The organism is Sphingobium sp. IP1 (genome assembly GCF_002708645.1).
Taxonomy (GTDB): Bacteria; Pseudomonadota; Alphaproteobacteria; order Sphingomonadales; family Sphingomonadaceae; genus Sphingobium; species Sphingobium yanoikuyae.
This window is the reverse complement of sequence record NZ_NOIW01000052.1, coordinates 1-24,814: the sequence shown is the minus strand read 5'-3', so window position 1 is coordinate 24,814 and position 24,814 is coordinate 1. Positions and strand designations below refer to the sequence as shown.

Sequence of the window (24,814 nt, the reverse complement as noted above, 5' to 3'; positions counted from 1 at the left end):
GTTCATAAAGTTCCCAGGATGACGGTCGTGGCTGATGAATTGGCGGCAGTTGCCGCAACGAAAACCTCCTTTTCCGATGCGGGCATCGCCGTCCGCGATCTCCCCGATAACGGCCATGCGCTGTCGATCGCCGACCGCGCCGAAGGACCGATTCAGTTCGTTTCGCGCTGGGCGGGCATCCTCGCCTTCTGCGCGGCAATCGGCGCGATCGCTTATCTGATCTTCTGATCGGGGCCAGTTTCCTTGCCCTCAGATTAACAGCCGGGATCGGCTGTTAACGGCTCCTTTCGTCGATGAAACGAGCCGTTGTTTTGGCGCGACAAGTCGCGTCCGGACCCGTGTGCATTACGTAAAAATACGATTAGCATGCCCCTTGTTGCTGCAATGCAATAAGGATTCATGCGTTTGGATAATGCCCATAACCCGTGTTTGCGGGCGCGCCCCTGTGCGCCCGCAGCAAATGATTTTGCATGGCCGCATGCGGCCGCCATGGCCGCTCTTGGCGGCGCAATGCTGTTCGCCGGCCTGCCCTCCACGGCGCAGGCCCAGGATGATGACAAGCGCATAGATACGCTCGGCCTGCACCTGACGGCCGGGCTCGATCTTCTCTATGACGACAATGTCTATCGCGTCGACGACCGGGTCGAAGACCCCATCGGCGACCTGATCGTCACACCCTCGATCGAGGCGACCTATGCCCATCCGATCGGGCGGCACGACATCCAGATCCGGGCCAAGGCTGGCTATGACCAGTTCGTGTCGGAGACCCAGCGCAGCAAGCTGCGACTCGATGCGGAGGCCAGGGCGACGATTCGATTCGGAGCGACCTGCGGCATCACGCCGCGCGCCAGCTATCGCCAGCAGCGCGCCGATTATGGCGACATCAACGCCGCGACCGAAAATCTCCAGCGCTTCTCCACGCTGGGAGCCGACCTGTCGTGCGAGCGGCCAGGTTTCTTCCCGGTCGCCGGCTACCAGCATGACACGACGCGCAATGCCGACGATTTCGACTATGCCGACCAGGACAGCGACAGCTTCAAGGTCGGCCTGGGCTATAACAAGCCCAGTTTCGGCACGCTCACCACTTATTATGAGCGGACGGTCAGCGACCGGCGCACGCTGGGCATCAAGAACCGCATCAACGCCTATGGCCTGCGCTTCCAGCGGTCGGTGACGCCGATCACCCAGATCGATGCCGACCTGCAATGGCTGGATGTCAGCAGCGATTCCGCCGCCGTCGGCAATTATAATGGCATGGGCTGGGATGTCCGGCTGTCGACCAGCATCATCCCGCGCGTGAAGCTGACCGCCTCCACCGCCCGCGACATCATGAACGATAGCCTGATCGCCAGCGGCTTCGCGATCCGGTCCAGCTATCGGATCGAGGGGGAGTTCGCGATCAGCGAGCTGACCTCGGCCGGCCTCTATGCCGACTGGCAGAGGCGCAAGTTCCGGCAGGATGCGGCGCTACGCCCCTTCTCGATCGAGGCGGACCGCAATCGCCAGTTCGGCGCGACGCTCAAGCGCAAGCTGACCGATCGCTTCGATCTCAGCCTCGACGCCCAGCATTACCGCCGCCGTACCGACACCGATGTCTCCAACTATAGCGGCACGCAGGTGACGCTCTCAGCTCTGCTGCGCTTTTGACCCGAAGGGAGCCTGACCCATGAGAATAGCGACACGCTTCCATATCCTTGCCGCCTTCCCCCTGCTGGCGGTGCCGACCGCATTGTCGGCCCAAACCCAGACGGCACAGGCCCCCGCCGCTGCTGCGGCGGTTACCGCCACGCCCGCGCGGCCGGCGGCGTCTGCCCCCGCCGGCTATCTGCTCGGCCCGGACGATCAGCTGAAGATTTCGATCTTCGGCCAGCCCGACCTGTCGACCGAAACCCGGATCAAGGCCGACGGCACGGTGCTGCTCGCGCTGGTCGGGCCGGTGGATGCGAAGGGCAAGACCACGTCCCAGCTCGCGTCCGACATCGCGGCGAGCTATGCCGGTGGCGGCTATCTGACCAAGCCCTCGGTCAGCGTCGAGGTGAGCGACTATGTCAGCCGCTCGGTCACCGTGCTGGGCAATGTGCCCCAGGCCGGCAATTATCCGCTCGACCGCAACTATACCGTGGCGTCGATGCTGGCCAAGGCCGGCGGCGCGACGACGGCCGGCGCCAATGCCGTCATCCTGACCCCCGCCGATGGCAGCGGCGCGGTGCGCATCTCGCTCACCGACATGAGCGCTGGCGCCGGACGGCCGCTCCAGGCCGGCGACATCCTGTTCGTGCCGCCGGCCGAGAAGGTATATGTCTATGGCCAGGTCCAGCAGCCCGGCGCCTTCTCCTATGTCGCGGGCCAGACCTTCCGTCAGGCGCTTGCCCTGGCCGGTGGTCCGACCCTCGCCGGATCGACCCGCAGCATCAAGGTGAAGCGCGGCGGCCAGGAGGTGCAGGCCAAGCTGGATGACCCGGTCAAGCCCGAAGACGTCCTCATCATCCGGGAGAAGCTGTTTTGACCGCGATGGAACATGATTTCGGCGCCCGCTCGGCGGGCACGCTCGACTGGCTCTGGTCCCTGCCGCGCCGACTGGCCGGCGGCTCCAGCCCCTCCGCCCGCGTCATCCCCGATCAGGCTCCGTTGCTGCTGGAGGAACCGGTCGCACCGAGCTTCCACCGGTCGGCCGAGCCCGAACCGGCGCCCGACGACACCCCCCGACCGCTTTCGATGGGCGCGATGGCAACGCCGCTCAAGCCCATCAGCCTGCGCCGGGATTCGATCTACAGCGCCTTCAACACCGCCATGCCGGTGACCGACCGCCATGGCCTGGCCGGCCGCAACAACGAGCTGGAAAAGCTGGTCGAGGCGATCGTGGTCCAGCGCAAGCATGCAATCATCTTCGGCACGCGCGGATCGGGCAAGACCTCGCTTGCGCGCGTCTTCGGCGATCTGGCGGACGAGGCGGGTTGCGTCGCCCTTTACGGGTCCGCGAGCGGCGAGGCCGATTTCGACTCGCTGTTCCGCCCCTTCCTGACCGAACTGCCGATGAGCGGCGCGGGCCAGGAACGGGCCCGCAAGCTCGCCACCGGTCCGCTGGACGTGAATGGCCTTGCGACCCTGCTGGTCGAGGAGGTGCGCCAGCGCTCCATCCTGATCCTCGACGAATATGACCGGGTCCGCTCCGACACCGCCAAGCAGGATGTCGCAACGCTGCTCAAGCTGCTGACCGATATCCATTCGCCGGTGCAGGTGGTGCTGGTCGGCATAGCCGGGGATGTGGACGGCCTGATCGCCGCCCATCCCTCGCTCCGCCGTCATATCGCGCCCCAGCGGGTCAGCCCGATCGCCCGCCCCGAGCTCGAGTTGCTGCTGGCAAGTTGCGGCGAGAAGGCCGGATTGTCGATCACGCCCGAAGCCGTCGAGGCGCTGGCCGGTGCTGCGATGGGATCGCCCTATCATGCCCGGCTGTTCGGCATGCAGGCGGCGCTTGTTACCGAGGCCGGCGGCCGCGAGCAGGTGACCGCCAGCGATGTCGAACAGGGGCTAGCCAGCGCGCTGGACGACTGGGCGGAAATGAGCAGCGCCAGCCATGGCCTGTTCACCCGCGCCCTGCGTGACAGCGCATCCGGGCGCCGGATGATCGCGCTGGCCGGCATCGTCGCATCGCAGATGTCGGCGATTTCGCTGGAGCGGCTGCTGCGCGTCGGCAGCGACATATTGGGCGAATATCCGGGCATGGAGGCCGATGCCAGCGATGCGCTGGCCCGGTTGGAGCCTGCACTAACGCCCACGCCGGGCGGCGAATTGTGGATGTTTGAAGATACGCTGGCGCCGCAATTCCTGCTGCTGATGGCCAAGCATCCCGCGCCGCGCACGGTCGCGCCGACGCCGGCCGAAGAAATGCGCGCCATGCTCCGAGGAGTGGACGGACTATGACGATGAACCCCCTGGACCTTGCCGCCGCCGTCAAGGCGCGCTGGCAGGTCGCCGCGATGATCGGTGGCGCCCTGTTCCTGCTGATCGCCGTCGCGGCCTTCATGCAGTCGCGCCAATATATGGCGACGACCTCGCTGATGCTCGACCTGTCGCAGACCGATCCGACCGACACGACCCAGAATCAGGGCCGCGTCGAGGTGGACTCGATCCTGGGCACCCAGACCGACATCATCCGCAGCGCCAAGGTGATCAATGCAGTCGCCAAGGAAGCGGGCTTCATCGACGCACTGCCCGCGGATATGCCGGCCGATGCCCGTCTGCAACAGGCTGCCGCGCGCGTGCGCGCCGGGCTGCTGGTGACCACCGGCCGCCAGAGCAACGTGCTGCAGATCCAGTATCTCGATCCCGATCCGCAGGTCGCCGCCCGCGTCGCCAATCTCGCCGCGCAGATCTACATGCGCGAGCAGGTGGAACTGCGCGCATCGCCGGCGCGCACCTCGGCCAAATGGTTCAACGAACAGACCGCCGACGTGCGCCGCCGCTATGAGGATGCGCAGAAGCGCCTGTCCGACTTCCAGCGCGCCCATGACATCATCGGCATCAACCGCATGGATCTTGAGGCCGAAAAGCTGAAGAACATGTCCTATCAACTCACCCAGGCCCAGGCCGAAGCCGCCGCCGCGCGCGGCAAGGCCGGCGCCGGTTCGGTGTCCGACATCGAAGGATCACTGATCGTCCAGAATTTGCAGGAACAGGTCGCGGCCCAGTCGGCCAAGGTGCAGGAACTGGGCAAGACGCTCGGCCCCAACCACCCGACCATGGCAGCCGCTTCGGCGCAATTGTCCGAACTCCAGGCCAAGCTTGGCGCCGCGCGCGCCAGCCAGGCCGGTGCGGTCAGCGCCAACAGCGTCGCCGCCAGTCGCCGCGAGGGCGACCTCAAGTCGAACATGGCGTCGCAGGAAGACCGCATGATCCGCATGTCGGACGTGCAGGACCAGTTGATGGTCATGCAACGCGACGTCGATGCGGCGCGCCAGACCTATGACACGGTGCGTCAGCGCTTCAACGAAGCGGCACTCAAGAGCCAGATCTCGCAACCCAATGCCAGCCTGCTCGACGAGGCCACCGTGCCGCTGCTGCCCGCCAAGCCCAACCTGCTGCTCTGGCTGGTGGGCGGCATCGCCCTTGGCCTGGTCGGCGGCATCGCGGCGGTCATCCTGATCGAAATCGCCCAGCCCCGCGTCCGCTCCGCCGCCGGCGTGGCCCGCGCGACCGAGGTCGAAGTCATCACCGAATTGCTGCCTGCCCCCACGCGGGGCGGCTGGCTCCCCAAGCGACAGGAGGCCGCATGAGACTGCGTTCCACGGCTAGTGCCCATCCCCATCTGACTGCCGGCGCCACGACCGGCCTCAAGCCCCGCGCCCGCGATACCAAGGATTTCGCGCAGCTCGCGGTCGAACATGGCTTCCTCGCCGAAACCGACATCGGCCGGATCGAAGCCCATGGCCATGCCGCAGGCCAGCCCTTCCAGCAGGCGGCGATCGACCTTGGCCTGCTCGATCCTGAAACGGCGGGCATCATCCTCGCCATGCAGGGCGGCTTCCCCCTGCTGGCGGCCGGCGACCAGCGGGTCGATCCGCTGGTGGTCAGCGCCTTCGACCCGGCGGATGCCTATGCCGCCAAGGTCCGCACCATCCGCGCCAAGATGCGTGCGGCGGCAAAGGACAGCGACGGCGCGGCCCTGCGCCTTGCCATCCTGTCGATCGATGCGGGTGACGAGGCCGCGATCCTTGCCGCCAATCTCGCCGTCGTGATGGCGCAGATGGACGGGCAGACGATGCTGGTCGATGTCGATATCGACCGTCCCTCGCTCGACCGGCTGTTCCGCGTCGCCAACAAGGCGGGCCTGGCCGAACAATTGCTGGGCAGTGCCGCGTTGCTGCCCGCCGCACGCACGGCGGTCGATGGCCTGTGGCTGATGACCGCCGGCCGGGCATCGGGCAGCGCATCTAGCCTGGTGACCAAGGGGCCGCTGGCGGACACCGCCGCCGGCTGGGGCCTGCATGACACGTCGATGCTCTTCTACCTCGCCCAGCGGCGCGGCGAGCAGACGCCGTTCGGCTCCATTCTGGCGGGCTTCGATGCCGTCACCATCGTCGCGCGGCGTGGCGAAACCGCGATCGCCGACATGCGCCGCGTGATCGACGATCTGGACCGCCACGGCGTCGCAATCGCAGGGAGCGTGATCGCATGAGCCTGGAGCAGGCCATTCCCCGCCAACCGCTGCAACAGCCCGTGTCCACACCGGAGGAAATCGCCCTGATCGGCGGCATTCCGGTGACGACCCTGTCGCTCGACGCGCTGATCGACCGGATGCTGGGCGAGGCGCCGCTACGCCGCGCGCTCGACCAGCGCCCGCTGCTGATCTTCGACTGCAATGGCCAGGGCCTGTCGATGAACGCCACGGACAAGGGCTTTCGCGACAATCTGGCCCAGGCGGACCTGATCCATGCCGATGGTCAGATCGTCGTCGCCGCCTCGCGCTGGGTCGGCCAGCCGCCGATCGCCGATCGGTCGAGCACCACCGACATGTTCATCGACAGCCTGGTGCCCGCAGCGAAGGCCGGTGTCAGCTACTATCTGCTCGGCGGCGAGGAGAAGGTGAACGCCGCCTGCGCCGATCGGATCGTCGAGATGGCACCGGGCCTCACCGTCGCGGGTCGTCGCAACGGCTTCTGGAAGCCGGAAGAAGAAGATGCGGTAATCGACGCGATCAACGCGGCCGCGCCTGACGTCCTCTGGGTCGGCACCGGCAAGCCGCGCGAGCAGGCCTTTTGCGTGCGTAATCGCGATCGCATCAAGGCCGGCTGGATCGTAACCTGCGGCGGCCTGTTCAACTATATCACCGGCGACTATCCGCGCGCGCCGATGTGGATGCAGCGCAATGGCCTGGAATGGCTGCATCGCATGGGCACCCGGCCCAAGGAACTGGCCTGGCGCTACATCACCACCAATCCTCATGCCCTGTGGCTGATCTGGAAGCACCGCCATGGCTGAGGCGCAGGCGGCTTCCGGCCGTACCCAGCGCCTGGGCACTATCTTCGGCCGCTTCGGCCTCGCCAGCTTCTCCTCGGCGATCGTCTCGGTCAGTCATCTGCTGGTCCAGCTCTTCTCGATCCACCATCTCGCCACCACCGGCATCGGCGTGCTCGCCTTCCTGCTGGTCATCATCCAGTTCGGCTACAGCCTGTCCAACGCGCTGGTGTCGACACCCTATACGATCGCCGTCAATCAGGGCGAGGATGTCGATCGCGCGGCGCATGGCTTCTTCTTTCCGGTCAACCTGCTGCTCTCGCTCAGCCAGGGGCTGATCTGCGCCGCGATCGCCTGGACCACCGCCTCGCCGCAGGCCGCCCTGGTCTTCGGCCTGGCGGGCACCTTGTCGCTGATCCGCTGGTTCGGCCGGTCCAACGCCTATGCCCATCATGCGCCGATGCAGGCCGCCCGGTCCGACATCGCCTATGCCGCGACGATCCTCATTGGCCTGCTGGTCGCGATGCGCACCGGCGCGGACCTCACCGGCATCGGCACCATGCTGGTCGCCGCCAGCCTCGCCGGCCTGCTGCCCTTCGGCAGTCCCTATCTGCGCCGCCATGTCGCCATGTCGCCGCTGGCCGCCCTGCGCGCCTATCGCCCGGTGTGGAAGGAACAATCGGCCTGGACGCTGGTCGGTGTGCTGTCGACCGAGGCGACGTCGAACGCCCATAGCTATGCCGTGACCCTGCTGGCGGGACCAACCGCCTTCGCGCCGATCGCCGTCGGCATGCTGTTCTTCCGCCCGGTCAATGTCTGCATCACCGCCCTCACCCAGCTGGAACGCCCGCGCATGACCCGTGCCGTCGCGCGCGGCGATCATCAGGCCGCGATCCAGTCGGAACGCATCTTCATGGGCGCCCTTGTCTTCCTGTGGCTCGGCACCTGCGTCGTCGCGGCCGGCGCGCTCTATTTCTTCCCCGGCCTGATCCTCAAGCCCACGCTCGATCATCAGCTGGTGATCACTGCCGTGGCGCTCTGCGCGCTGCTCTCGCTGGTCCAGTGCGTGCAGACGCCGATGAGCGTCATGACCCAGGCTCGCAAGGCGTTCCGTCCGCTCGCCGCCCAGAGCCTGCGCAGCTGTGGCGTCGGCATTGCCGCCGTCACCCTGCTGACCCTGCTGGTCGCGCCCGTCTTCTCGATCGCCGGCGTCGTGCTGTCGCAGCTCGTCATGATGCTCGGCATCTGGCAGCTCGACCGCAGCTGGCGCCGCAACCAGGCGGAGGGTTGAGCGATGGCAAGCACCCCCTGGCACCGTGACATTCCCGCCCCGGTCCTGACCCGGCCGGGCGTCGCCGCCATCAAGAAGACCGAAAGCGCACGGCTGATCCTGGTCGCCCAGATCTTCTATTTCACCTTCCTGATGCTGGTCTTCATCGGCCAGCAGCCCTTCGCCTCGCGCACCCAGGATGAACTGGTCGCCATGGCGCAGGAAAATAACGGATCGGACCTGTTCAAGCAGGCCCTGTTCATCGGCTTTGCCATGCTGCTGACCGGCGTGCAGCTGATCCGCCGCTATCCGCCACGCTATCGCTTCACGCTCTGGCCGCTGGCCATCATGCTCGCCTGGTTCTTCATCACCTGCAGTTGGGGCGTCGATCCGTTCGTATCGTTCAAGCGGGCGATGCAACAGTTGATCGTGATCTATATCACCTTCAGCGCGCTCAGCCTGATCGGGCCCGAAAGGCTGCTCCAGGCACTGCGTTACGCGCTCATCCTGTCCCTCATCATCTGCTGGGTCTCGCTGCCCTTGACCTCGGCGGCGGTCCATCCGCCGACCGAGAGCGACAAGGCACTGATCGGAGCCTGGCGCGGCTTCTTCTTCCACAAGAATATTGCCGGCGCGGTCATGGCACTCACCTTCATGGTCGCGGCCAATGCCTGGGTCGATACCAAGAAATGGTATTATGCCCTCTTCTCGGTAATGGCCTTCGTCTTCGTGATCGGGACCAAGAGCAAGACCTCGCTCGCCTTGTCCTTCGCCATCCTGGGCGTCTGCGCGGTCTATCGGGCACTGAGCGATTCCACCCAGAAACGGGCCGTGCTGCTGATCATGGTCGCGCTCGGCATGGTCGGGGTGCTGTGGCTCTATGTCGCCTTCCAGCCGGTGGTGGAGCGGATATTCGCCGACCCCACCTCCTTCACCGGCCGCGTATCCATCTGGGAAGTCGATCTGGCCTATCTCAAGGATCATCCCTTCCTGGGTGCGGGCTTCGGCGGCTTCTGGCAGGTCGGCGATCGCAGCCCCTCGCTCGATTATCTCAACCAGGCGTTCCAGACGCTGACCGCCCATTCGCACAATGGCTATCTGGAAATCCTGGTGACGACCGGACCGCTCGGCCTCATCATGCTGCTGCTAACCTTCCTGGCACTGCCCGCCATCTGGTTCCTGACCGGGGCGACGCCGCAGAACCGGCCGATCATGGTGCCCTGCTTCGCGATCTGGGTCTTCGTCCTCTACCAGAATCTGCTGGAAACCTCGTTCTTTGACAAGGATCGGCAGGTCTGGGTGATCTTCCTGGCGGCGATCGCCGCTGCCCACGCCACCTACAAGGCGCGCCCGCTTCCGCAGTGGCGCCGCCGCTTTCTCGCCCGCCCGGAGGCTGCCCATGGCTAATGTCGTCATCTGCATCGCGACCTGCAATCGCCCCCAGGGGCTGCGTCGCACGCTTGCCTCGCTCGCCGCGCTCGAAACCCGCCATCGGATCGATGTACTGGTCGCCGACAATGACGCCAGGGAGCAGCAGGGGCTGGCCGTGGTGGAGGCGCTGGCGACATCGGGCTATCGCTGGCCGATCGAGGCGCTGCTGGTGCGCGAACGCGGCATTCCCCTTGTCCGCAATGCGCTGGTCGAGGCAGCTCTCGCCCGGCCCGGCGTCACCCATGTCGCAATGATGGACGATGACGAGGCGGCCTGCACCGGCTGGATTGACGCGCTGGTGACGGCTGCCGACCGCTGGGACGCCGATGTCGTCGGCGGCGCGGTGCTGCGCGAGATGGACAGCCCGCTGCCCGCCTGGGCCTCGCGCCATCCGCTGCTCCAGCCCAAGCGGCGCGACAAGTCCGGCCCGGTCGCGCTGGTCGACAGCACCGCCAATGTGCTGATGTCCGCCAACGCATTGCGCCGCATCGGCGCCCGTCCGTTCGACGAGCGCATGGCGCTCACCGGCGGGTCGGACAAGCAGCTCTTCACCCGGATGCAGCGCGCCGGTTTCCGCTTTGCCTGGTCGGAGGAAGCGCTGGTCACCGAACTCATCCCGGCCAGCCGGGTTACCGCCAAATGGCTGCTGATGCGCGGCTATCGCGTCGGCATGACCGACATGATCGTCGCCCGCACCCATGGCGGCGCCCTTCGTGCAGCGCTCAGCGAAAGCCCCCGTATCGCGGTCGGTTTCCTGGTCGGCGCGGTCGGCCCCCTCACCACATTGGACCGCGGCAAGCGGGTGGAGCGCCTCGGCAAGCTCTATCGCGCCGCGGGCAAGATCGCCGGCCTCACCGGCATCCATTATGAAGAATATCGAAAGGTCCATGGCGCATGACGAGCATCCCCTTCTTCTCCGTCGTCATCCCGCTCTACAACCGCGCCGACGTGGTCACCGACACGATCCGGTCGGTGCTGGCGCAGGACTGGACCGATTTCGAGATCGTCGTCGTCGATGATGGCTCGCATGACAATCCCGGCCCGGTGATCGAGGCGATCGGCGACCCGCGCCTGCGTTACATCCGCCAGGACAATGCCGGCGGTGGCGCGGCGCGCAATCGGGGCATTCTCGCCGCCGAGGGACGCTATATCGCCTTCCTCGATTCCGACGACCTGTTCCTGCCCGGCAAGCTGTCCACCATGGCGGAAGCGCTGGCGGGCGACGATGGCCATGCCGTGCTCTATTCTCGGATGAAGGTGGACCGAGGCGTCGACCGTTACTGGATCCGCCCAGACCGCGGCATTCGGGAAGATGAGGATGTCGGCGAATATCTCTTCTGCGCCAACCAGTTCATGCAGACATCGACGATGGTCGTACCGACCCGGATGGCCCAGCAGGTGCTGTTCGACCCAGCGCTCAAGAAGGGGCAGGATCTCGACTTCTGCGTCCGGCTTCAGGGCGCCGGCGCACGCTTCCGGATGATCGAGCGCCCGCTCACCATCTGGCTGGACGCGACCGAGGTCGGCCGCACCTCCTATGTGCGCGGCTATGAAACCTCGCTCGACTGGCTCGATCGCTGCGGCCATATGCTGACCAACCGGGCGCGGCGTGGCTATCGCGCCACCGTACTCGCCTATCATATGGCGCCGATCCGCCCGGTCGCGGCGATCCGCGACCTCGCCATCGGCCTGACCGCGGGCGGCGTGCCGCCACGGGTGATCGCGCGCCAGCTGCTGCGCTCCTACATGCCAAAGTCGCTCTATCGTTCGCTCGTCAACGGCTTCGTCCTGCGTTTCGGCAAGGCCGATGCCCTCAGTAGCGGCGCCCGTTCGTGATGGCGGCCTGGCAACCTCCGTCCGCGCTGCAGGAACAGGCGGCCTCGCCGCTCTTTTCCGTGGTCATCCCGACCTATCAGCGCCGCGACAAGGTGGTCGACGCGGTGCTGTCCGCGCTCGACCAGACGATCGCGCTGATCGAGGTGATCGTGGTGATCGACGGATCGACCGACGACACCGAACAGGTGCTGGCCGGGATCGCAGACCCGCGCCTGCGTGTCATCGTCCAGCCCAATCGCGGCGCATCGGCCGCGCGCAACACCGGGATCGCGCAGGCGCGTGGGCGCTATATCGCCTTTCTCGACTGCGATGACCGTTTCCTGCCCCATCATCTCGCCGACCTGCTGCCCCTGCTGCAACAGGACGAGAATGTGGTCGCCTATGGCCAGGTGCTGGTCGATCGCGGCCAGGGCCGCAATTTCCTGAAGCCGCCGCGCGCGATCGCGACCGGCGAGACGATCGACCGCTATCTCATGTGCGATCGCGGTTTCATCCAGACCAGCAGCCTGGCGCTCAGTCGCGGCCTCGCCAACAAGGTCCGCTATCGCGAGGATGTGAAGTTCGGCGACGATACCGACTTTGCCGTTCGCCTGGCATTGGCCGGCGGCCAGTTCCAGATGACCGCGCGGCCCGGCACCATCTGGGCCGACCGCGACGCCGAACATCGGCTGTCGGCTGTGCGCGGCAGCGTCGGCAGCCTCATCTGGCTGCGCGACCTGCGCCCCCATATCTCGGCCCGTGCCTTTTCCGCCTATATGGGCTGGCATGCGGCCAAGAGCATCTGGCCGACCAGCCGGTTTCAGGCGATGCGCTATTATGTCGGCGCCGTGCTGCGCGGCGCCTTCGGTCCTCGACTGGCCGCCACGGTGCTGATGCAGATCATCCTGCCCGATCCCGTCTATCGCCGGATTTCCGATCGCTGGATCGACATGGCCCAGATGGTGGGCGGGAGGCCGCGCCTGTGAAGCGTCGCGAATTTCTGGCCGGCGGCATGGCGCTGGCGGCGACGCTGCCCGCCGGCGTTGCGGCAGCCGCCATGCCGCCCGGCCTCGCCACCCATGCCCGCGCCAAGGGCCGCTATTTCGGCGCGGCGGTCAAGTCGCGCCAGTTGCGTGAGGATGCGGGCTTTACCCAGGCGGTGGCGCAGGAATGCAATATCCTGGTGCAGGAATATGAGCTGAAGCGCGGCACGACCGAGCCCAAGCCGGGCCAATATGATTTCAGCGGTGCCGACCAGATCATCGATTTCGCCCAGAAGCATGACATGCGCGCGCGTGGCCATGCCCTGGTCTGGTATGCTGCCCAGCCCAAATGGCTGGAACCCGCATTGCAGGCCGCCAGCGATCGCGGCCGCCGGAAACTGATGACCAGCTATATCACCACCGCCATGCCCCGCTATGCCGGGCGCATCCAGGAATGGGACGTGGTGAACGAGGCGCTGGAGCCCAATGACGGCCGCGCCGACGGGATGCGCGCCGACAGCATGTGGATGCAGGCGCTGGGCGAACATTATATCGACATCGCCTTCCACACCGCGCGCGAGACCGATCCCAGGGCGACCCTGTTCCTGACCGATTATGGCATCGAACATGACTCGCCGCGCTGCGAGCGCCGCCGGACCGCGATGCTGAAGCTGCTCGACCGGCTGAAGGCGCGCGATGTGCCGATCGACGCGATCGGCATCCAGGGGCATCTCAAACCCTATAAGGAAGGGTTCAACGAGCGCCGCTTCGCCGATTTCCTCGACCAGCTGCGCGGCTATGGCCTGAAGCTGGAGATTACCGAGTTCGACATTGCCGACATTGGCGGCCCGCCCAACCCGGCCAAGCGTGACAGCGAAGTTGCCAGTGTCGGCCGTGCCTTCATCGATGTCGCGCTGGACAATCCGGCGATGCAGGCGGTGCTCTGCTGGGGCCTGTCGGACCGCTATTCCTGGCTGTCCAACTACAAGGATTATAAATGGCCCGACGGCCAGCTGTCGCGCGGATTGCCGCTGGACGGTTCCCTGCGCCGCAAGCCGCTGTGGGACGCCATCGCCGCCGCCTTCGACGACGCGCCGCCGGCCGGGAGACATGCCGCATGAGAATTTCCTCGCTCACGGGCCTGCGCGGCATCGCCGCCGTTTCGGTCCTGCTCTACCATATTCCCCATGCGCCGGCCTTTCAGGCCTTCGCGATCCCGCTTTTCTCGCGCGCCTATCTGGCGGTCGATTTATTCTTCATTCTCAGTGGCTTCGTCATTTCCTACGGCTATTATGACCGGCTGATGCACAATCTGGGGCGGTCCAGTTACATGTACTTCCTGATCAACCGCACCGCCCGCGTCTGGCCACTGCACCTGATCGTCACCCTGGTGTTCATGGCCCGCATCCTGGTCAATGTCTCGGGGACGCAGGCGATCCCGCTCGACCTGCCCAATATCCTCACCAACCTGCTGATGATCCAGAGCTGGGGATGGGGCACCCAGCCGATCGCCGGCAATAGCTGGTCGGTCAGCACGGAGGTCGCCGCCTATCTCCTCTACCCGTTGATCGCGATCATGGCCTTTTCCCGCTGGGCCTGGACGCAACTCGCGCTGTGCGTCGGCATCCTGGTGCTGGTCGCCAGTTCCGACCGGGGCGCCAGTGGCCCCCTGGACGTCAACGATTATGACACGGTGCTGACGCTGCTGCGCTGCCTTGCCGGCTTTGCCCTGGGCGTCCTGACCTATCGCATCCGTGACATGGCGCTGACCCGCAGCCTGCTTGCCGGCCCCGGCCGATTTGCCGCCATATGTGTCATCATCGCTGTCGCCTTGATGCTGCCCCGAGCCGCCGACGTGCTGGTCGTGTGCCTGATGCCGGCGCTGGTCCTCACCTGCTATTATGATGGCGCCGCCGCCCGCGCGGTGATGGCCAACCCGGTCAGCTATCATCTGGGCCTGATCAGCTACTCCATCTATCTGTGGCATCCGCTGGTCCGCGACATCATGGCCCGCGTCATGGGGATCGCCCATCGCCATGGCTTTGTCGGCCATGACTGGATCTTCATCGCCGCCATGCTGGTCGCTACCTGGCTGCTCTGCTGGGCGAGCTATCGCCTGATCGAGCTGCCGGGCCACAAGATCATCAAATGGCTGCAACGCGGCGGGCGCGCCCGCCCGGCCCCGGTCAAGGTTGCTGCCTGATGCCCGCCGCCCCGACCATCTGGATCGCCATCCCGACGTTCCGCCGGCCGGGCCAGTTGCGCCATCTGCTCGAAAGCCTGGCCGCCGTCGTGCCGCATGACGATGTCCAGTTGCTGGTCGCCGACAACGACCCCGTCGAGCAGGAAGGCGCGATGGTCGCGCACGAGATGCAGGATGATCCCGATTATCCTTTGCCGATCCATATCCTGCATGTGCCAGAGCCCGGCCTTTGCTCGGTCCGCAACGCAATCGTCGCCACCGCACTGACGGCTCCGGCAATGCAGTATCTGGCGATGATCGATGATGATGAATGGCCGCAGCCCGGCTGGCTCGACGCGCTGCTGGCCTGTCGCGAGATGTGCGGCGCCGATGTGGTTGGCGGCCCGGTCGACGCCCATTTCCTGCGCCCCCCGCCGCACTGGGCGCGCGAAGCGCTGGTATTCCGGGCCGAGGATCGGCCCTCGGGTGCAACCGACATGCTATGGGCCAGCAACAATCTGCTGCTCAGCCGCAAGGCGCTAGAGGCGCTGCCCGCCCCCTGGTTCGATCCGCGCTTCAATCGCAGCGGCGGCGAGGATCTGGATTACCTCACCCGGCTATATGATATTGGCATCGGTTTCGGCTGGGCCGCAGATGCGCGCGTCAGCGAATGGGTGCCGCCCGAACGGGTCCGGCTCGGCTGGATACTGTCCCGCATGTGGCGGATCGGCTTTACCGAGACGCTGACCCGCCGGAAGCAGCGGCCCGGCATCGTCGGCACCCTCACCCTGTTCGGCCGGACGCTGGCAGTGTTCGCGATGCGCACCGCCGGCCTCGTCGCCCTGTTGCTGCCCGGCGCGCGACGGGTCGACATCGCCGGGCAGTGGATCAAATGCTGGGGCCGCCTCTATGCCCTGACAGGCCGGGGCAGCCGGGCCTATTATGGCGCCGAATAGACCTTGAAGCTGCGGATGGTCATGTCGCCGCTGCCATCGTCATAGGCCCCCGTCGTCTTCACCGCGACATTCATCAGCGGATAGAAGCGGAAGCCCTTGAACGGGTTGACCGACTGGTAGGTTTCCTTGCCGTCGACGAACCAGGTGATGTAGTCACGCTGGATATCGACCGCGAACTTGTGGAAGTCCTGCGAATAGCCCGACAGGCCATAGGCCTGTTCGGTCTGGATGACGATGCCGCGCTGGTCATAGCGGGTGCTGTTGGCACCGACATGGATCGTCTGGCCGACATGGCGATCGAAATCCCAATAGCTCTGATAGCCAAAGCCTTCATAGACATCGATTTCCGGCGGCCAGCCACTGGTCGAGATCAGCCAGAAAGCGGGCCAGGAACCACGCCGATTGGGCATCTTCGCTTCCCACTCATATTGGCCATAGCCGATCTGCGAGGCGAGGAAGTTGCGGCCATCCAGGATCGACGCGCCATAATTATAGGTCACGCCCTGATAGCTGATCGGCGTCTTGAGCACCTGGCTGTGCAGCACCAGGCCCTTGTTGCTCCAGTAGACCGGCCCTTCGATCCCCGGATAGGTGGTGGTGTCGACATAGAGGCCGGTCTCGCCATTGCCGGTCTGCGCCCGGCCATGCGACAGGGTCGTGGCCCAGCGGTCCCAGCCGCCATCGACAGACCGCTTGTGCGTGTCCTTGAGCAGTTCGAACTGCAGCGTGCCCGAGGCCGCGAAGGTCCGCGCTTCGCGGAAGGTGCCGGTCGCCTTCTCGGTGGCCGCGACATAGGCCTTGGCCGTGACGGTTGCGGTCGACTGCCCCTGCAATGCGCCCCAGGGCGCCTCACGCAGCTTCACGCTGAACTGCTGGCCTTCTGCGGCACTGATAACCGGCACTTCCACCGTCTGTTCCAGCGGATCGCCCGGCCGGAAGATGACGACGGTGTCGACCGTCTTGTAATTGGTGCCGGACGTGGCCTTCAGCGTGCCGGTGCCGTTCACCGTAGTGATCCGCGCGATCACCGTGTTGGGCGTCGCCCGATCGAGATAGACCGGGACATAGGCGGTGCTGCTGCCCGGCTTGTAGGTGGCGTTGCCGATCCAGAGCGTCGCCTTGCCCGGCAACACCGTGCCGTTGGCGAAGTCGAAGTCGGCAAAGCTGTTGCTGGTGCTGCTGGTCGTCGCCGTGCTGGTCGTCGCACTGCTCGCACTGCTGCTGGAGATGGTGACCGTGCCGCTATCGGCCGTGCTGGTCGATGAGCTGCTGGTCGTACTGGTTCCGCCCGACAGGATCGTGGCGGCGCCTGCCGCGAAGACAGACGTAATGATTGCTCCGGCTCCGATCATGGAGCCGGCCGATTTGCTGCGCATAATGCAACCCCCGTTTTGGTGTCCCTAAAGGGTCCGCCACGAGGGTTAACAATTGCTTCCAGACAAGCTCGCCTCGTCGCAAATCAGCCATTTTTGCGACGAGGCGAGGAACTTTTACTCGGCGGCTTCAACCAGCATTTCGGGCTCCGGCGCCATGCCACGGCCAACGCTGTCATAGATAAATCCAGCCGCTTCAGCGACTTCGGGCCGATAGATGTTGCGCAGGTCGACCAGACCATTGCCGGCCATCACGCCGCGCAGGCGCGACAGGTCAAGCGCGCGCAGCGCATCCCATTCGGTAACCAGCACGACGGCCGAGGCACCCTGGGCCGCGGCATAGGGATCGTGGAAGAAATCGACATTCTGCAGCAGCGGCTGGGCGGCCTCGATCCCTTCGGGGTCGAAGGCGCGGATCTGCGCGCCACCGTCCTGCAGTGCCTGGATGATCGACAGCGACGGCGCATCGCGCATATCGTCGGTATTGGGCTTGAAGGTCAGGCCCAGCACCGCGATCGTCTTGCCACGCACCGATCCATTGCACACGCCGATCACCTTGCGCGCCATGGCGCGCTTGCGGCTTTCGTTGATCGCGACGGTGGTTTCGATCAGGCGAATGGGCGCGCCGGAATCTTCTGCCGTCTTGACCAGCGCCAACGTATCCTTGGGGAAGCAGGAGCCGCCATAGCCGGGTCCGGCATGCAGGAATTTCGAACCGATCCGGTTATCCAGGCCAATGCCGCGCGCCACCTGCTGCACATCCGCGCCGACCCGTTCGCACAGTTCGGCCATCTCGTTGATATAGGTGATCTTCATCGCCAGGAAGGCATTGGCGGCATATTTGATCAGTTCGCTGGTACGACGACCGGTGAACAGCAGCGGCGCCTGATTGAGATAGAGCGGGCGATAGACCTCTTCCATCACCGGACGTGCGCGCTCGTCCTCGATGCCGACGACGATGCGATCCGGGCGCTTGAAATCCTCGATCGCGGCACCCTCGCGCAGGAATTCGGGATTGGAGGCGACCGCAAACTGGGCGTCGGGATTGGTTTCGCGAATGATCCGTTCGACTTCGTCGCCGGTGCCGACCGGCACGGTCGACTTCGTAACCACAACGGTAAAGCCCTTGAGTGCCCCGGCAATCTCGCGCGCGGCATCATAGACATAGCTGAGGTCGGCATGGCCATCGCCCCGACGCGCCGGGGTACCGACCGCAATGAAGACGACATCGGCATCCGCCACGGACGTTGCCAGATCGGTCGTGAAGCTCAACCGGCCCGCCTTGACGTTCCGCGCGATGAGATCGGCCAGGCCCGGCTCATAGATCGGCACGCCGCCTTCACGCAACTTGGCGATCTTGCGCTCATCCTTGTCGACGCAGATGATTTCGTGGCCGAAATCCGCGAGGCAGGCGCCCGATACCAGACCAACATAACCAGATCCGGTCATCACGATCCGCATGACAATTCTCCTTGTCCAATGTGCAAGCTAATCGACAATATGCCCGCAACCGATCGCCCCGACCCGGACAGGACGCGACAGAGCGCTCCGGAAAATCCGGATGCGCGCACCTCTCGCCCTGACAAAGATCGAAGCCCCCGGCCTGTTCGGACAGTTGCCGCGTCAGTGGAACCAGCCACCTGTTGACGCGATGCAGCATAAGTCGGGTCATGACGCCGTTGCAACGCGACTTGGCGCTAGGCGGGCACATGTGGACGTGGGGCGAATGGAAAATGCGCCGAACTGCCGCAGCGTGCGGGCACAATTAACCGGATCGGCGGATCAATCCTCGACGATGCGCATCAACTTGCGTTCGACAGGCGCCAATATGCCCTGCAACTCCTGCCCGCGCTTGAGCACATGGCCGGCCTCCCCCACCAGCGCCCACATGCCCTGGCGGTTACGCAACGCCGGCCGCTTCTCGATCCGATATTCAGGACGCTCGGCCGAGCGACGAAAAGCGGAGAAAATTGCCGCCTCACGCCCCAGGTCCATGGCATAGTCGCGCCAGTGTCCGGCGGCGACCATGCGACCATAGAGATCCATGATCCGCTGCAATTCCAGGCGATCGAACCCGACCTGCCCCTGTTGCTGGCCGTTGGCTGCTGGGAACGGCGTCACATTGGACATCAGGCCCGGCCACGCTCCTTGAACAAAGCGACGTCATCGGCAGGCAGATCGGGCGTCGGCTTCTGCGCCAGCAACTCGGCCAGCCGCTTCTGCAACTGTTCCACTTCGCACTGCAGCAATTCCAGCTTCTGCTTTTCCGGATCGAAACAATCGGAGCAGGGCGTGCCATAGGGCAGGAAGTCGCGCTGATAGGCGGTGACATCGACCAGCATCGCGCGCGCGGGAATGCCGACCATGGTCGCGGCCTCCGCCACATCCTTGGTCACGACCGCATTGGCGCCGACACGGGCACGGGCGCCGACACGGACCGGCCCCAGCACCTGCGCGCCCGACCCCACGATCACGCCATTTTCCAGCGTCGGATGGCGCTTGCCGGCGATCCCGTTGGCGGGATCGGTCCCGCCCAGCGTCACATTCTGATAAAGGGTGACATCATCGCCAATCTCCGCCGTCTCCCCGATCACGGTGAAGCCATGGTCGATGAAGAAGCGCTTGCCGATCTTCGCGCCGGGATGAATGTCATTGCCGGTCAGGAATCGCGACAGATGATTGACCGCCCGCGCCAGGAAGTAGAGCCGCGCCCGATAGAGACGATGCGCCACGCGATGGAAGGCCAGCGACCAGATACCGGGATAGAGCAGGATTTCCGCCCGCGATCGCGGCGCAGGGTCGCGCGACTTGACCGAATCCAGATAGGCGATGAGATTACGCAGCATCGAAACGTCCCTGAACGGACCCGCCCTGCTGGCGCGCCCCTTTTACCCTGTTGCCAGCAACATAGAGATTAAGCGGCAATTTTTCCAGAGCGCGCCCTAATTCGCCTTCCCGGCCCAAAACAGAAACTTGCTTGGCGCCTCAAGATATACCAATCATTGAGGTAGACAATTAGAACGAAGGTGTTTGGATGATCGACACATTTATCGCCCATTTTGGCGAAATACTGCCCTTCATCCTGATCGGCTTCGGCGCGCAGATTATCGATGGCGCCCTTGGCATGGCCTATGGCGTGATTTCCAGCACCCTGCTGCTGGCCATGGGCGTGCCGCCCAGCCGCGCGTCCGCCAGCGTCCATGCCGCCGAAACCTTCACCACCGGTGTGTCCGCGATCAGCCATATCCTGCACCGCAATGTCGACTGGGGCCTGTTCGCCCGGCTCGTCATTCCCGGCGTGATCGGCGGCGTGGCCGGTGCCTACCTGCTCTCCAATATCGACGGCGCGATCATCAAGCCCTTCGTCCAATTCTATCTGGCAGCGATCGGCATCTACCTGATCTGGCGCGGCTTCCATTTTCCTCCGCACAGCAAGAGCCCCAAATGGGTCGCGCCGCTGGGCCTGGTCGGCGGCTTCATGGATGCGTCGGGCGGCGGGGGCTGGGGTCCGGTCGTGACCTCCAACCTGCTGATCCAGGGATCGAGCCCGCGCCACACCATCGGCACGGTCAACAGCGTCGAATTCATCCTGACCCTGTCGATCAGCCTGACCTTCCTGTTCCATCTGGGCTGGGAAAGCTTCACCACCTACACGATCGGCCTGCTGATCGGCGGCGTGGTGGCCGCCCCCTTTGGCGCGATGCTGGCCCGCCATGTCGCCCCCAAGGTGCTGTTCGTGGCCGTCGGCATCATCCTGACCCTGACCTCCGCCTTCGGCATCGCCAAATATCTTGGTTATATCGGATAATTCGCTTATATTCGGATTTCTAATTCAGGAATCCGATAAATGTCGAACTACATGCCCACGCTCAAACAGCTGCAATATCTGGTTGCGCTGAAGGAACATGGCCATTTCGGCAAGGCGGCCGACAGCTGCTATGTGACCCAGTCCACCCTGTCGGCCGGCATCCGCGAACTGGAGTCCCTGATCGGCGTCACGCTGGTCGAGCGAACGCGCCGCGTCGTGCGTTTCACGGCGCTGGGCGACCGCATCGTCGAAAAGGCGCACCGCGTCCTGCGCGAGGCGGAGGAGCTTGCGGCGATCGCCGAGGCATCGGGCAAGCCGCTGACCGGCGAATTGCGGATGAGCGTCATCCCGACGATCGCGCCCTTCCTGCTGCCGCGCCTGCTGCCCCGCCTGCGCGCCGACCGGCCGGAATTGAAACTCTATCTGCGCGAGGAAACGACCCAGGCGGCAATCGATTCGCTGCGCCATGGCAATGTCGACTGCGTGCTGATGGCCCTGCCCTTTCCCACCGGCGAACTGGACAGCGAGATATTGTTCCAGGATCCGCTCTATGTCGCCTTCCCGCGCGACGATCCGACCAATCCGCCGGACTGGATCAAGCCGGACATGATCGACGAGAACAAGCTGCTGCTTCTGGAGGACGGGCATTGCCTGAAGGACCATGCGCTGGCCGCCTGCAATCGCCCCGACCTGCGCGCCAGCGCGACGATGATGGGCACCTCGCTGCACACGCTGATCCAGATGGTCGACAACGGCCTGGGCGTCACCATGCTGCCGGAAATGGCGCTGGCCGGCGGCATATTGGAACATACCAATATCACCGCACGCCCGCTGCAGTCCGATCATGCCTGGCGCGACATTGCCCTGGTCTGGCGCAAGAACAGCCCGCGCGAAAAGGAATTCCATCTGCTCGCCGAGATATTGCGCGACGCGGCCGACCATCCCGCAATCCGCGCCAACGCCGCCTGATCGATTAGCGATCCCAGTCCTGCGCCTTGGCCTCATCCTCGGCGCGGGGCGCGACCCAGGCACCTGCGCCATCGGCATAATGCGCCTTCTTCCAGAAAGGCGCGCGCGATTTCAGCCAGTCGATCAGGAAGGCGCAGCTTTCCAGCGCCGCCGCGCGATGCCGTGACGCCGCGCCGACGAACACGATCCGCTCGCCCGGCAGCAACCGACCATGGCGATGGATGATCGACAGCCCCAGCAGCGGCCAGCGCGCCATCGCCTCATCCGCGATCCGTTCGGCCTGGCGCTGCGTCATCGCCGGATAATGTTCCAGTTCCAGCGCCACCAGCCCCTCTTCGCCGCGGACGATACCGGTGAAACTGGCCACCCCGCCGCCGCCCAGCGCTTCGAGCGCGGCAAGCTCGGCCGAAATATCGAAATCATCCGCCTGGATGGCGACCCGTTTCATCCACCCGTGACCGGCGGGAACAGCGCCAGTTCCCGCGCCGTGCCGATTGCCTGATCGAAACCGACAAATTGCTGGTCCAGCGCCGCGCGCAACCGATCGGGAGCGGCCAGCGCCTCGGCATAGCCCCCGCCCTGTGCCGCCAGTCGCGCCACCAGTCCGCCTATGGTCTCATCCGGCGACGCCAGTTCGACCCGCTCCTCATCGCGGCCAATGGCTTCACGCACCCAGGCAAAATAGACGAGGGTCACAGCGGCCATCCCGGTCAGTCCATATGCTTGATGCCGACGCGCAGATAATCCCAGCCGGTAATCAGCGTCAGGATGGCCGCGGCCCACAGGGTCAGGATGCCAACGCTCTGCACGAAGGGAAATTGCGGCACGGCACCGGCCAGGATCAGGGCGCCCAGCGCGATCAACTGGAACGTCGTCTTCCACTTGGCGAGGCGCGACACCGGGACCGACACCTGAAGGCCGGCCAGAAATTCCCGCAGCCCCGACACGGCGATCTCGCGCAGCAGGATGATCATCGCGGCCGCGATATGGATGCCGGCGATGTCGCGCGTCGCGGCGAGCATCAGGATGACCGCGCCAACCATGATCTTGTCCGCGATCGGATCAAGGAACACGCCCAGCTTCGACACGGCGCCCTGCGCACGAGCCAGGTAGCCGTCGAAATAATCGGTGATGCCCATCAGGCAGTAGAGACCGAAGGCAAGGCCATAGCCCGTGGTCCAGCGCGCGCCCATCTCGCCGGGCCACAACAGGGCCACCAGCAAGGGCACGGTGATGATGCGCGAAAGCGTCAGCAAATTGGGCAGCGTCAGCATCAGGGCGACCTGCCACAGTCCCGCATCGGGCACAAGCGAAGGCAGCAAGAAGTGAACAGGAAATTGGACAGGCCCGCCTGCAGCGGCTAGACCGCCCCCCGGTCGTCCACAGCGAAAAGCCAAACGCACTCATGCAAGCCTCACTCAGGCTCCTCAAAAAGCGCCGTTTTCTGCCGCTTTTCATCACCCAGCTTCTCGGCGCCTTCAACGATAACCTGTTCAAGAACGCCATGGTGCTGTTCGTGGTGTATCAGGTCTATAATGACGAGCGGTCCGAAACCTGGTTCAGTGCGCTGGCCACCGGCATCTTCATCATCCCCTTCTTCCTGCTGTCCGCCCTGTCGGGCCAATTGGCCGATCAGCGCGACAAGGCCGTCATCATCCGCTGGGTGAAGGCGGCGGAAATCGTCATCATGACGGTCGGCGCGACCGGCCTGGCGCTGATCTGGAGCGGCATTGCCGTCCATATCCTGGCGATCCCGCTGCTGCTCGCCGCGCTGTTCGCGATGGGCATCCACTCCACCTTCTTCGGCCCGATCAAATATGCGATCCTGCCCCAGCATCTGCATGATGACGAGGTTCTGGGCGGCACCGGACTGGTGGAGGCCGGCACCTATATCGCGATCCTGGCCGGCACCATCCTCGCCGGCATCATCCCGATCGAGGCTGCGGCCATCGGCGTGGTGGTAACCGCCTTCATTGGCTATTTTGCCAGCCGGGCCGTGCCCCCTGCCCCGTCGCTGCTCGCCAAGCAGCCGATCGACTTCCATGTCATCCGATCCTCGGTCGCGCTCGTGCGGGGCACGATGCACATTCCGCGCCTCTATCTGGCGATCATGTCGATCAGCTTCTTCTGGGCCGTGGGATCAGTGCTGTTCATCCAGTTCCCGCCGCTGGTGAAGAATGTCCTGACCGCCGACAAGTCGGTCGCCAGCCTGTTCCTGGCGATTTTCTCGATCGGCATCGCGATCGGATCGATCGCGATCAACCGGCTGCTCGCCGGCCATGTCTCAGCCAAATATGCCCCCGCGTCGGTGATCGGCATGGGCTGCTGCATCATCGCCTTCCATGTGGTGTGCGACCTGTGGACGCCGGCATCCGGCGGCCAGATGCTGCCGCTCGCCGGCTTCCTCGCCCATCCCATGGCGATCCCGTTGTCGCTCTGCCTGCTCGGCGTGGCGACCTTTGGCGGCATGTTCGTGGTGCCGCTCTACGCCTTCCTCACGACCACGGTCGAGAAGTGCGAGGCGGCGCGCACCGTGGCAGCCAACAATATCGTCAATTCCGGCGCCATGGTGGTCGGATCGCTGATCGCGATCGGCCTGACCCTGGCCGGCCTGGAGGTGGTCTATCAGCTGCTGCTGGTGGCGGCGATGTGCCTGCCCTGCGCCTGGCTCGCCTGGCGGCTGCACAAGGCCTGTGACGGCCCGACCTGCAGCGGCGAGCTTTAGAAGATGAAGCTGTAGAAAGCCGTGAAAAAGGCCGAGAAGCTCAGCACGAACAGCTTCCAGTCATTATCGTCGGAGACGGCGACATCGCGGCGCCGGCGCGCCTGCGACGACGCGTCGTCCGTCAGCTGGAAGATGTGACGAGGCAGCCGCTGCCGGAAGGGGTGGCGGGCGGCTTCGTTGGTGAGGACGAGGACTCGGTTTCTCATAAGAATTGGTTAACGCGATATTTACCATTAGTTCCATGGCAAATTTCGTAAAATCCGGGATGTCCCGTCGCGGGACAGACTTGACCGTATCAACAACATAATACAGCATGGCCGTGCCGATGACCGAAATGCCCAACCC

At 65.0% G+C, this 24,814-nt stretch carries 26 protein-coding genes; 18 read left to right on the top strand and 8 right to left on the bottom strand.

The genetic code is table 11. The features are described 5' to 3' along the window. Window positions 1-18 precede the first annotated feature (18 nt). From CG471_RS17520 to CG471_RS17450, 15 genes are all read left to right on the top strand, one after another. On the top strand, window positions 19-228 hold the full coding sequence (locus tag CG471_RS17520; protein ID WP_069338383.1) for a hypothetical protein: 210 nt from the start codon (window positions 19-21) through the stop codon (window positions 226-228). A 261-nt stretch (window positions 229-489) separates the two neighbouring features. Beyond that, window positions 490-1,647 (top strand): hypothetical protein, encoded by a 1,158-nt coding sequence (locus CG471_RS17515; RefSeq protein WP_099232691.1) that lies wholly within the window; start codon window positions 490-492, stop codon window positions 1,645-1,647. A 19-nt stretch (window positions 1,648-1,666) separates the two neighbouring features. Then, entirely contained in the window at window positions 1,667-2,506 is an 840-nt protein-coding gene (locus CG471_RS17510) for a polysaccharide biosynthesis/export family protein (RefSeq protein ID WP_063141315.1), read from the top strand. Between the two features lie 5 nt (window positions 2,507-2,511). After that, window positions 2,512-3,924 (top strand): AAA family ATPase, encoded by a 1,413-nt coding sequence (locus tag CG471_RS17505; protein ID WP_099232690.1) that lies wholly within the window; start codon window positions 2,512-2,514, stop codon window positions 3,922-3,924. After that, a complete protein-coding gene (locus CG471_RS17500) occupies window positions 3,921-5,276 on the top strand; it encodes a GNVR domain-containing protein (RefSeq protein WP_099232689.1) in 1,356 nt (451 codons plus the stop codon). The genes CG471_RS17505 and CG471_RS17500 overlap by 4 nt, the downstream gene beginning before the upstream one ends. Continuing rightward, a complete protein-coding gene (locus CG471_RS17495; protein ID WP_099232688.1) occupies window positions 5,273-6,178 on the top strand; it encodes a capsular biosynthesis protein in 906 nt (301 codons plus the stop codon). The genes CG471_RS17500 and CG471_RS17495 overlap by 4 nt, the downstream gene beginning before the upstream one ends. Continuing rightward, complete coding sequence (locus tag CG471_RS17490) at window positions 6,175-6,981, top strand: WecB/TagA/CpsF family glycosyltransferase (RefSeq protein ID WP_099232687.1); 807 nt, start codon at window positions 6,175-6,177, stop codon at window positions 6,979-6,981. Before CG471_RS17495 ends, CG471_RS17490 begins: the two co-directional genes overlap by 4 nt. Beyond that, entirely contained in the window at window positions 6,974-8,248 is a 1,275-nt protein-coding gene (locus tag CG471_RS17485) for a polysaccharide biosynthesis protein (RefSeq protein WP_099232686.1), read from the top strand. Before CG471_RS17490 ends, CG471_RS17485 begins: the two co-directional genes overlap by 8 nt. A gap of 3 nt (window positions 8,249-8,251) precedes the next feature. After that, window positions 8,252-9,634 (top strand): O-antigen ligase, encoded by a 1,383-nt coding sequence (locus tag CG471_RS17480; protein WP_010339074.1) that lies wholly within the window; start codon window positions 8,252-8,254, stop codon window positions 9,632-9,634. Next, a complete protein-coding gene (locus CG471_RS17475) occupies window positions 9,627-10,556 on the top strand; it encodes a glycosyltransferase family 2 protein (RefSeq protein ID WP_099232685.1) in 930 nt (309 codons plus the stop codon). Before CG471_RS17480 ends, CG471_RS17475 begins: the two co-directional genes overlap by 8 nt. Beyond that, a complete protein-coding gene (locus CG471_RS17470; protein ID WP_099232684.1) occupies window positions 10,553-11,494 on the top strand; it encodes a glycosyltransferase family 2 protein in 942 nt (313 codons plus the stop codon). The genes CG471_RS17475 and CG471_RS17470 overlap by 4 nt, the downstream gene beginning before the upstream one ends. Continuing rightward, window positions 11,494-12,459, top strand: coding sequence for a glycosyltransferase family 2 protein (locus CG471_RS17465; RefSeq protein WP_004212417.1), 966 nt, complete (start codon window positions 11,494-11,496; stop codon window positions 12,457-12,459). The genes CG471_RS17470 and CG471_RS17465 overlap by 1 nt, the downstream gene beginning before the upstream one ends. Next, window positions 12,456-13,577: an endo-1,4-beta-xylanase gene (locus CG471_RS17460; RefSeq protein ID WP_099232683.1), complete on the top strand. Its 1,122-nt coding sequence runs from the start codon at window positions 12,456-12,458 to the stop codon at window positions 13,575-13,577. The genes CG471_RS17465 and CG471_RS17460 overlap by 4 nt, the downstream gene beginning before the upstream one ends. Beyond that, the gene (locus CG471_RS17455) at window positions 13,574-14,659 is read left to right on the top strand and encodes an acyltransferase (protein WP_099232682.1); all 1,086 of its coding nucleotides are present in this window, start codon (window positions 13,574-13,576) and stop codon (window positions 14,657-14,659) included. Before CG471_RS17460 ends, CG471_RS17455 begins: the two co-directional genes overlap by 4 nt. Continuing rightward, on the top strand, window positions 14,659-15,594 hold the full coding sequence (locus CG471_RS17450) for a glycosyltransferase family 2 protein (protein WP_099232681.1): 936 nt from the start codon (window positions 14,659-14,661) through the stop codon (window positions 15,592-15,594). Before CG471_RS17455 ends, CG471_RS17450 begins: the two co-directional genes overlap by 1 nt. Here the strand turns inward: CG471_RS17450 and CG471_RS17445 are convergent. The 4 genes from CG471_RS17445 to epsC form a co-directional block, all read right to left on the bottom strand. Beyond that, window positions 15,579-16,724: a family 16 glycosylhydrolase gene (locus tag CG471_RS17445; protein ID WP_037491448.1), complete on the bottom strand. Its 1,146-nt coding sequence runs from the start codon at window positions 16,722-16,724 to the stop codon at window positions 15,579-15,581. The genes CG471_RS17450 and CG471_RS17445 overlap by 16 nt on opposite strands. Before the next feature lie 360 nt (window positions 16,725-17,084). Next, window positions 17,085-18,428, bottom strand: coding sequence for a UDP-glucose/GDP-mannose dehydrogenase family protein (locus tag CG471_RS17435; protein WP_004212408.1), 1,344 nt, complete (start codon window positions 18,426-18,428; stop codon window positions 17,085-17,087). A gap of 321 nt (window positions 18,429-18,749) precedes the next feature. Then, complete coding sequence (locus CG471_RS17430) at window positions 18,750-19,097, bottom strand: DUF2794 domain-containing protein (protein ID WP_099232679.1); 348 nt, start codon at window positions 19,095-19,097, stop codon at window positions 18,750-18,752. Further along, the gene (gene epsC, locus CG471_RS17425; protein WP_099232678.1) at window positions 19,097-19,813 is read right to left on the bottom strand and encodes a serine O-acetyltransferase EpsC; all 717 of its coding nucleotides are present in this window, start codon (window positions 19,811-19,813) and stop codon (window positions 19,097-19,099) included. The genes CG471_RS17430 and epsC overlap by 1 nt, the downstream gene beginning before the upstream one ends. Before the next feature lie 188 nt (window positions 19,814-20,001). On the opposite strand from epsC, the gene CG471_RS17420 reads away from it, so the two are divergent. Together CG471_RS17420 and CG471_RS17415 are read left to right on the top strand one after the other, a co-directional pair. Next, window positions 20,002-20,775, top strand: a complete 774-nt coding sequence (locus tag CG471_RS17420) for a sulfite exporter TauE/SafE family protein (protein ID WP_004212403.1) — start codon at window positions 20,002-20,004, stop codon at window positions 20,773-20,775. Between the two features lie 39 nt (window positions 20,776-20,814). Continuing rightward, complete coding sequence (locus tag CG471_RS17415; protein ID WP_099232677.1) at window positions 20,815-21,744, top strand: hydrogen peroxide-inducible genes activator; 930 nt, start codon at window positions 20,815-20,817, stop codon at window positions 21,742-21,744. Between the two features lie 4 nt (window positions 21,745-21,748). On the opposite strand, the gene CG471_RS17410 is transcribed toward CG471_RS17415, so the two are convergent. The 3 genes from CG471_RS17410 to pgsA are packed head-to-tail and all read right to left on the bottom strand — an operon-like array spanning window position 21,749 to window position 23,018. After that, on the bottom strand, window positions 21,749-22,192 hold the full coding sequence (locus CG471_RS17410) for a molybdenum cofactor biosynthesis protein MoaE (protein WP_099232676.1): 444 nt from the start codon (window positions 22,190-22,192) through the stop codon (window positions 21,749-21,751). Then, window positions 22,189-22,449, bottom strand: a complete 261-nt coding sequence (moaD, locus tag CG471_RS17405; protein WP_099232675.1) for a molybdopterin converting factor subunit 1 — start codon at window positions 22,447-22,449, stop codon at window positions 22,189-22,191. Before moaD ends, CG471_RS17410 begins: the two co-directional genes overlap by 4 nt. Before the next feature lie 5 nt (window positions 22,450-22,454). Further along, the gene (gene pgsA / locus CG471_RS17400) at window positions 22,455-23,018 is read right to left on the bottom strand and encodes a CDP-diacylglycerol--glycerol-3-phosphate 3-phosphatidyltransferase (RefSeq protein ID WP_004212395.1); all 564 of its coding nucleotides are present in this window, start codon (window positions 23,016-23,018) and stop codon (window positions 22,455-22,457) included. Between the two features lie 131 nt (window positions 23,019-23,149). On the opposite strand from pgsA, the gene CG471_RS17395 reads away from it, so the two are divergent. Further along, window positions 23,150-24,469: an MFS transporter gene (locus CG471_RS17395; RefSeq protein ID WP_099232674.1), complete on the top strand. Its 1,320-nt coding sequence runs from the start codon at window positions 23,150-23,152 to the stop codon at window positions 24,467-24,469. On the opposite strand, the gene CG471_RS17390 is transcribed toward CG471_RS17395, so the two are convergent. Continuing rightward, on the bottom strand, window positions 24,466-24,675 hold the full coding sequence (locus CG471_RS17390; protein ID WP_004212393.1) for a hypothetical protein: 210 nt from the start codon (window positions 24,673-24,675) through the stop codon (window positions 24,466-24,468). The genes CG471_RS17395 and CG471_RS17390 overlap by 4 nt on opposite strands. Window positions 24,676-24,814 lie beyond the last annotated feature (139 nt).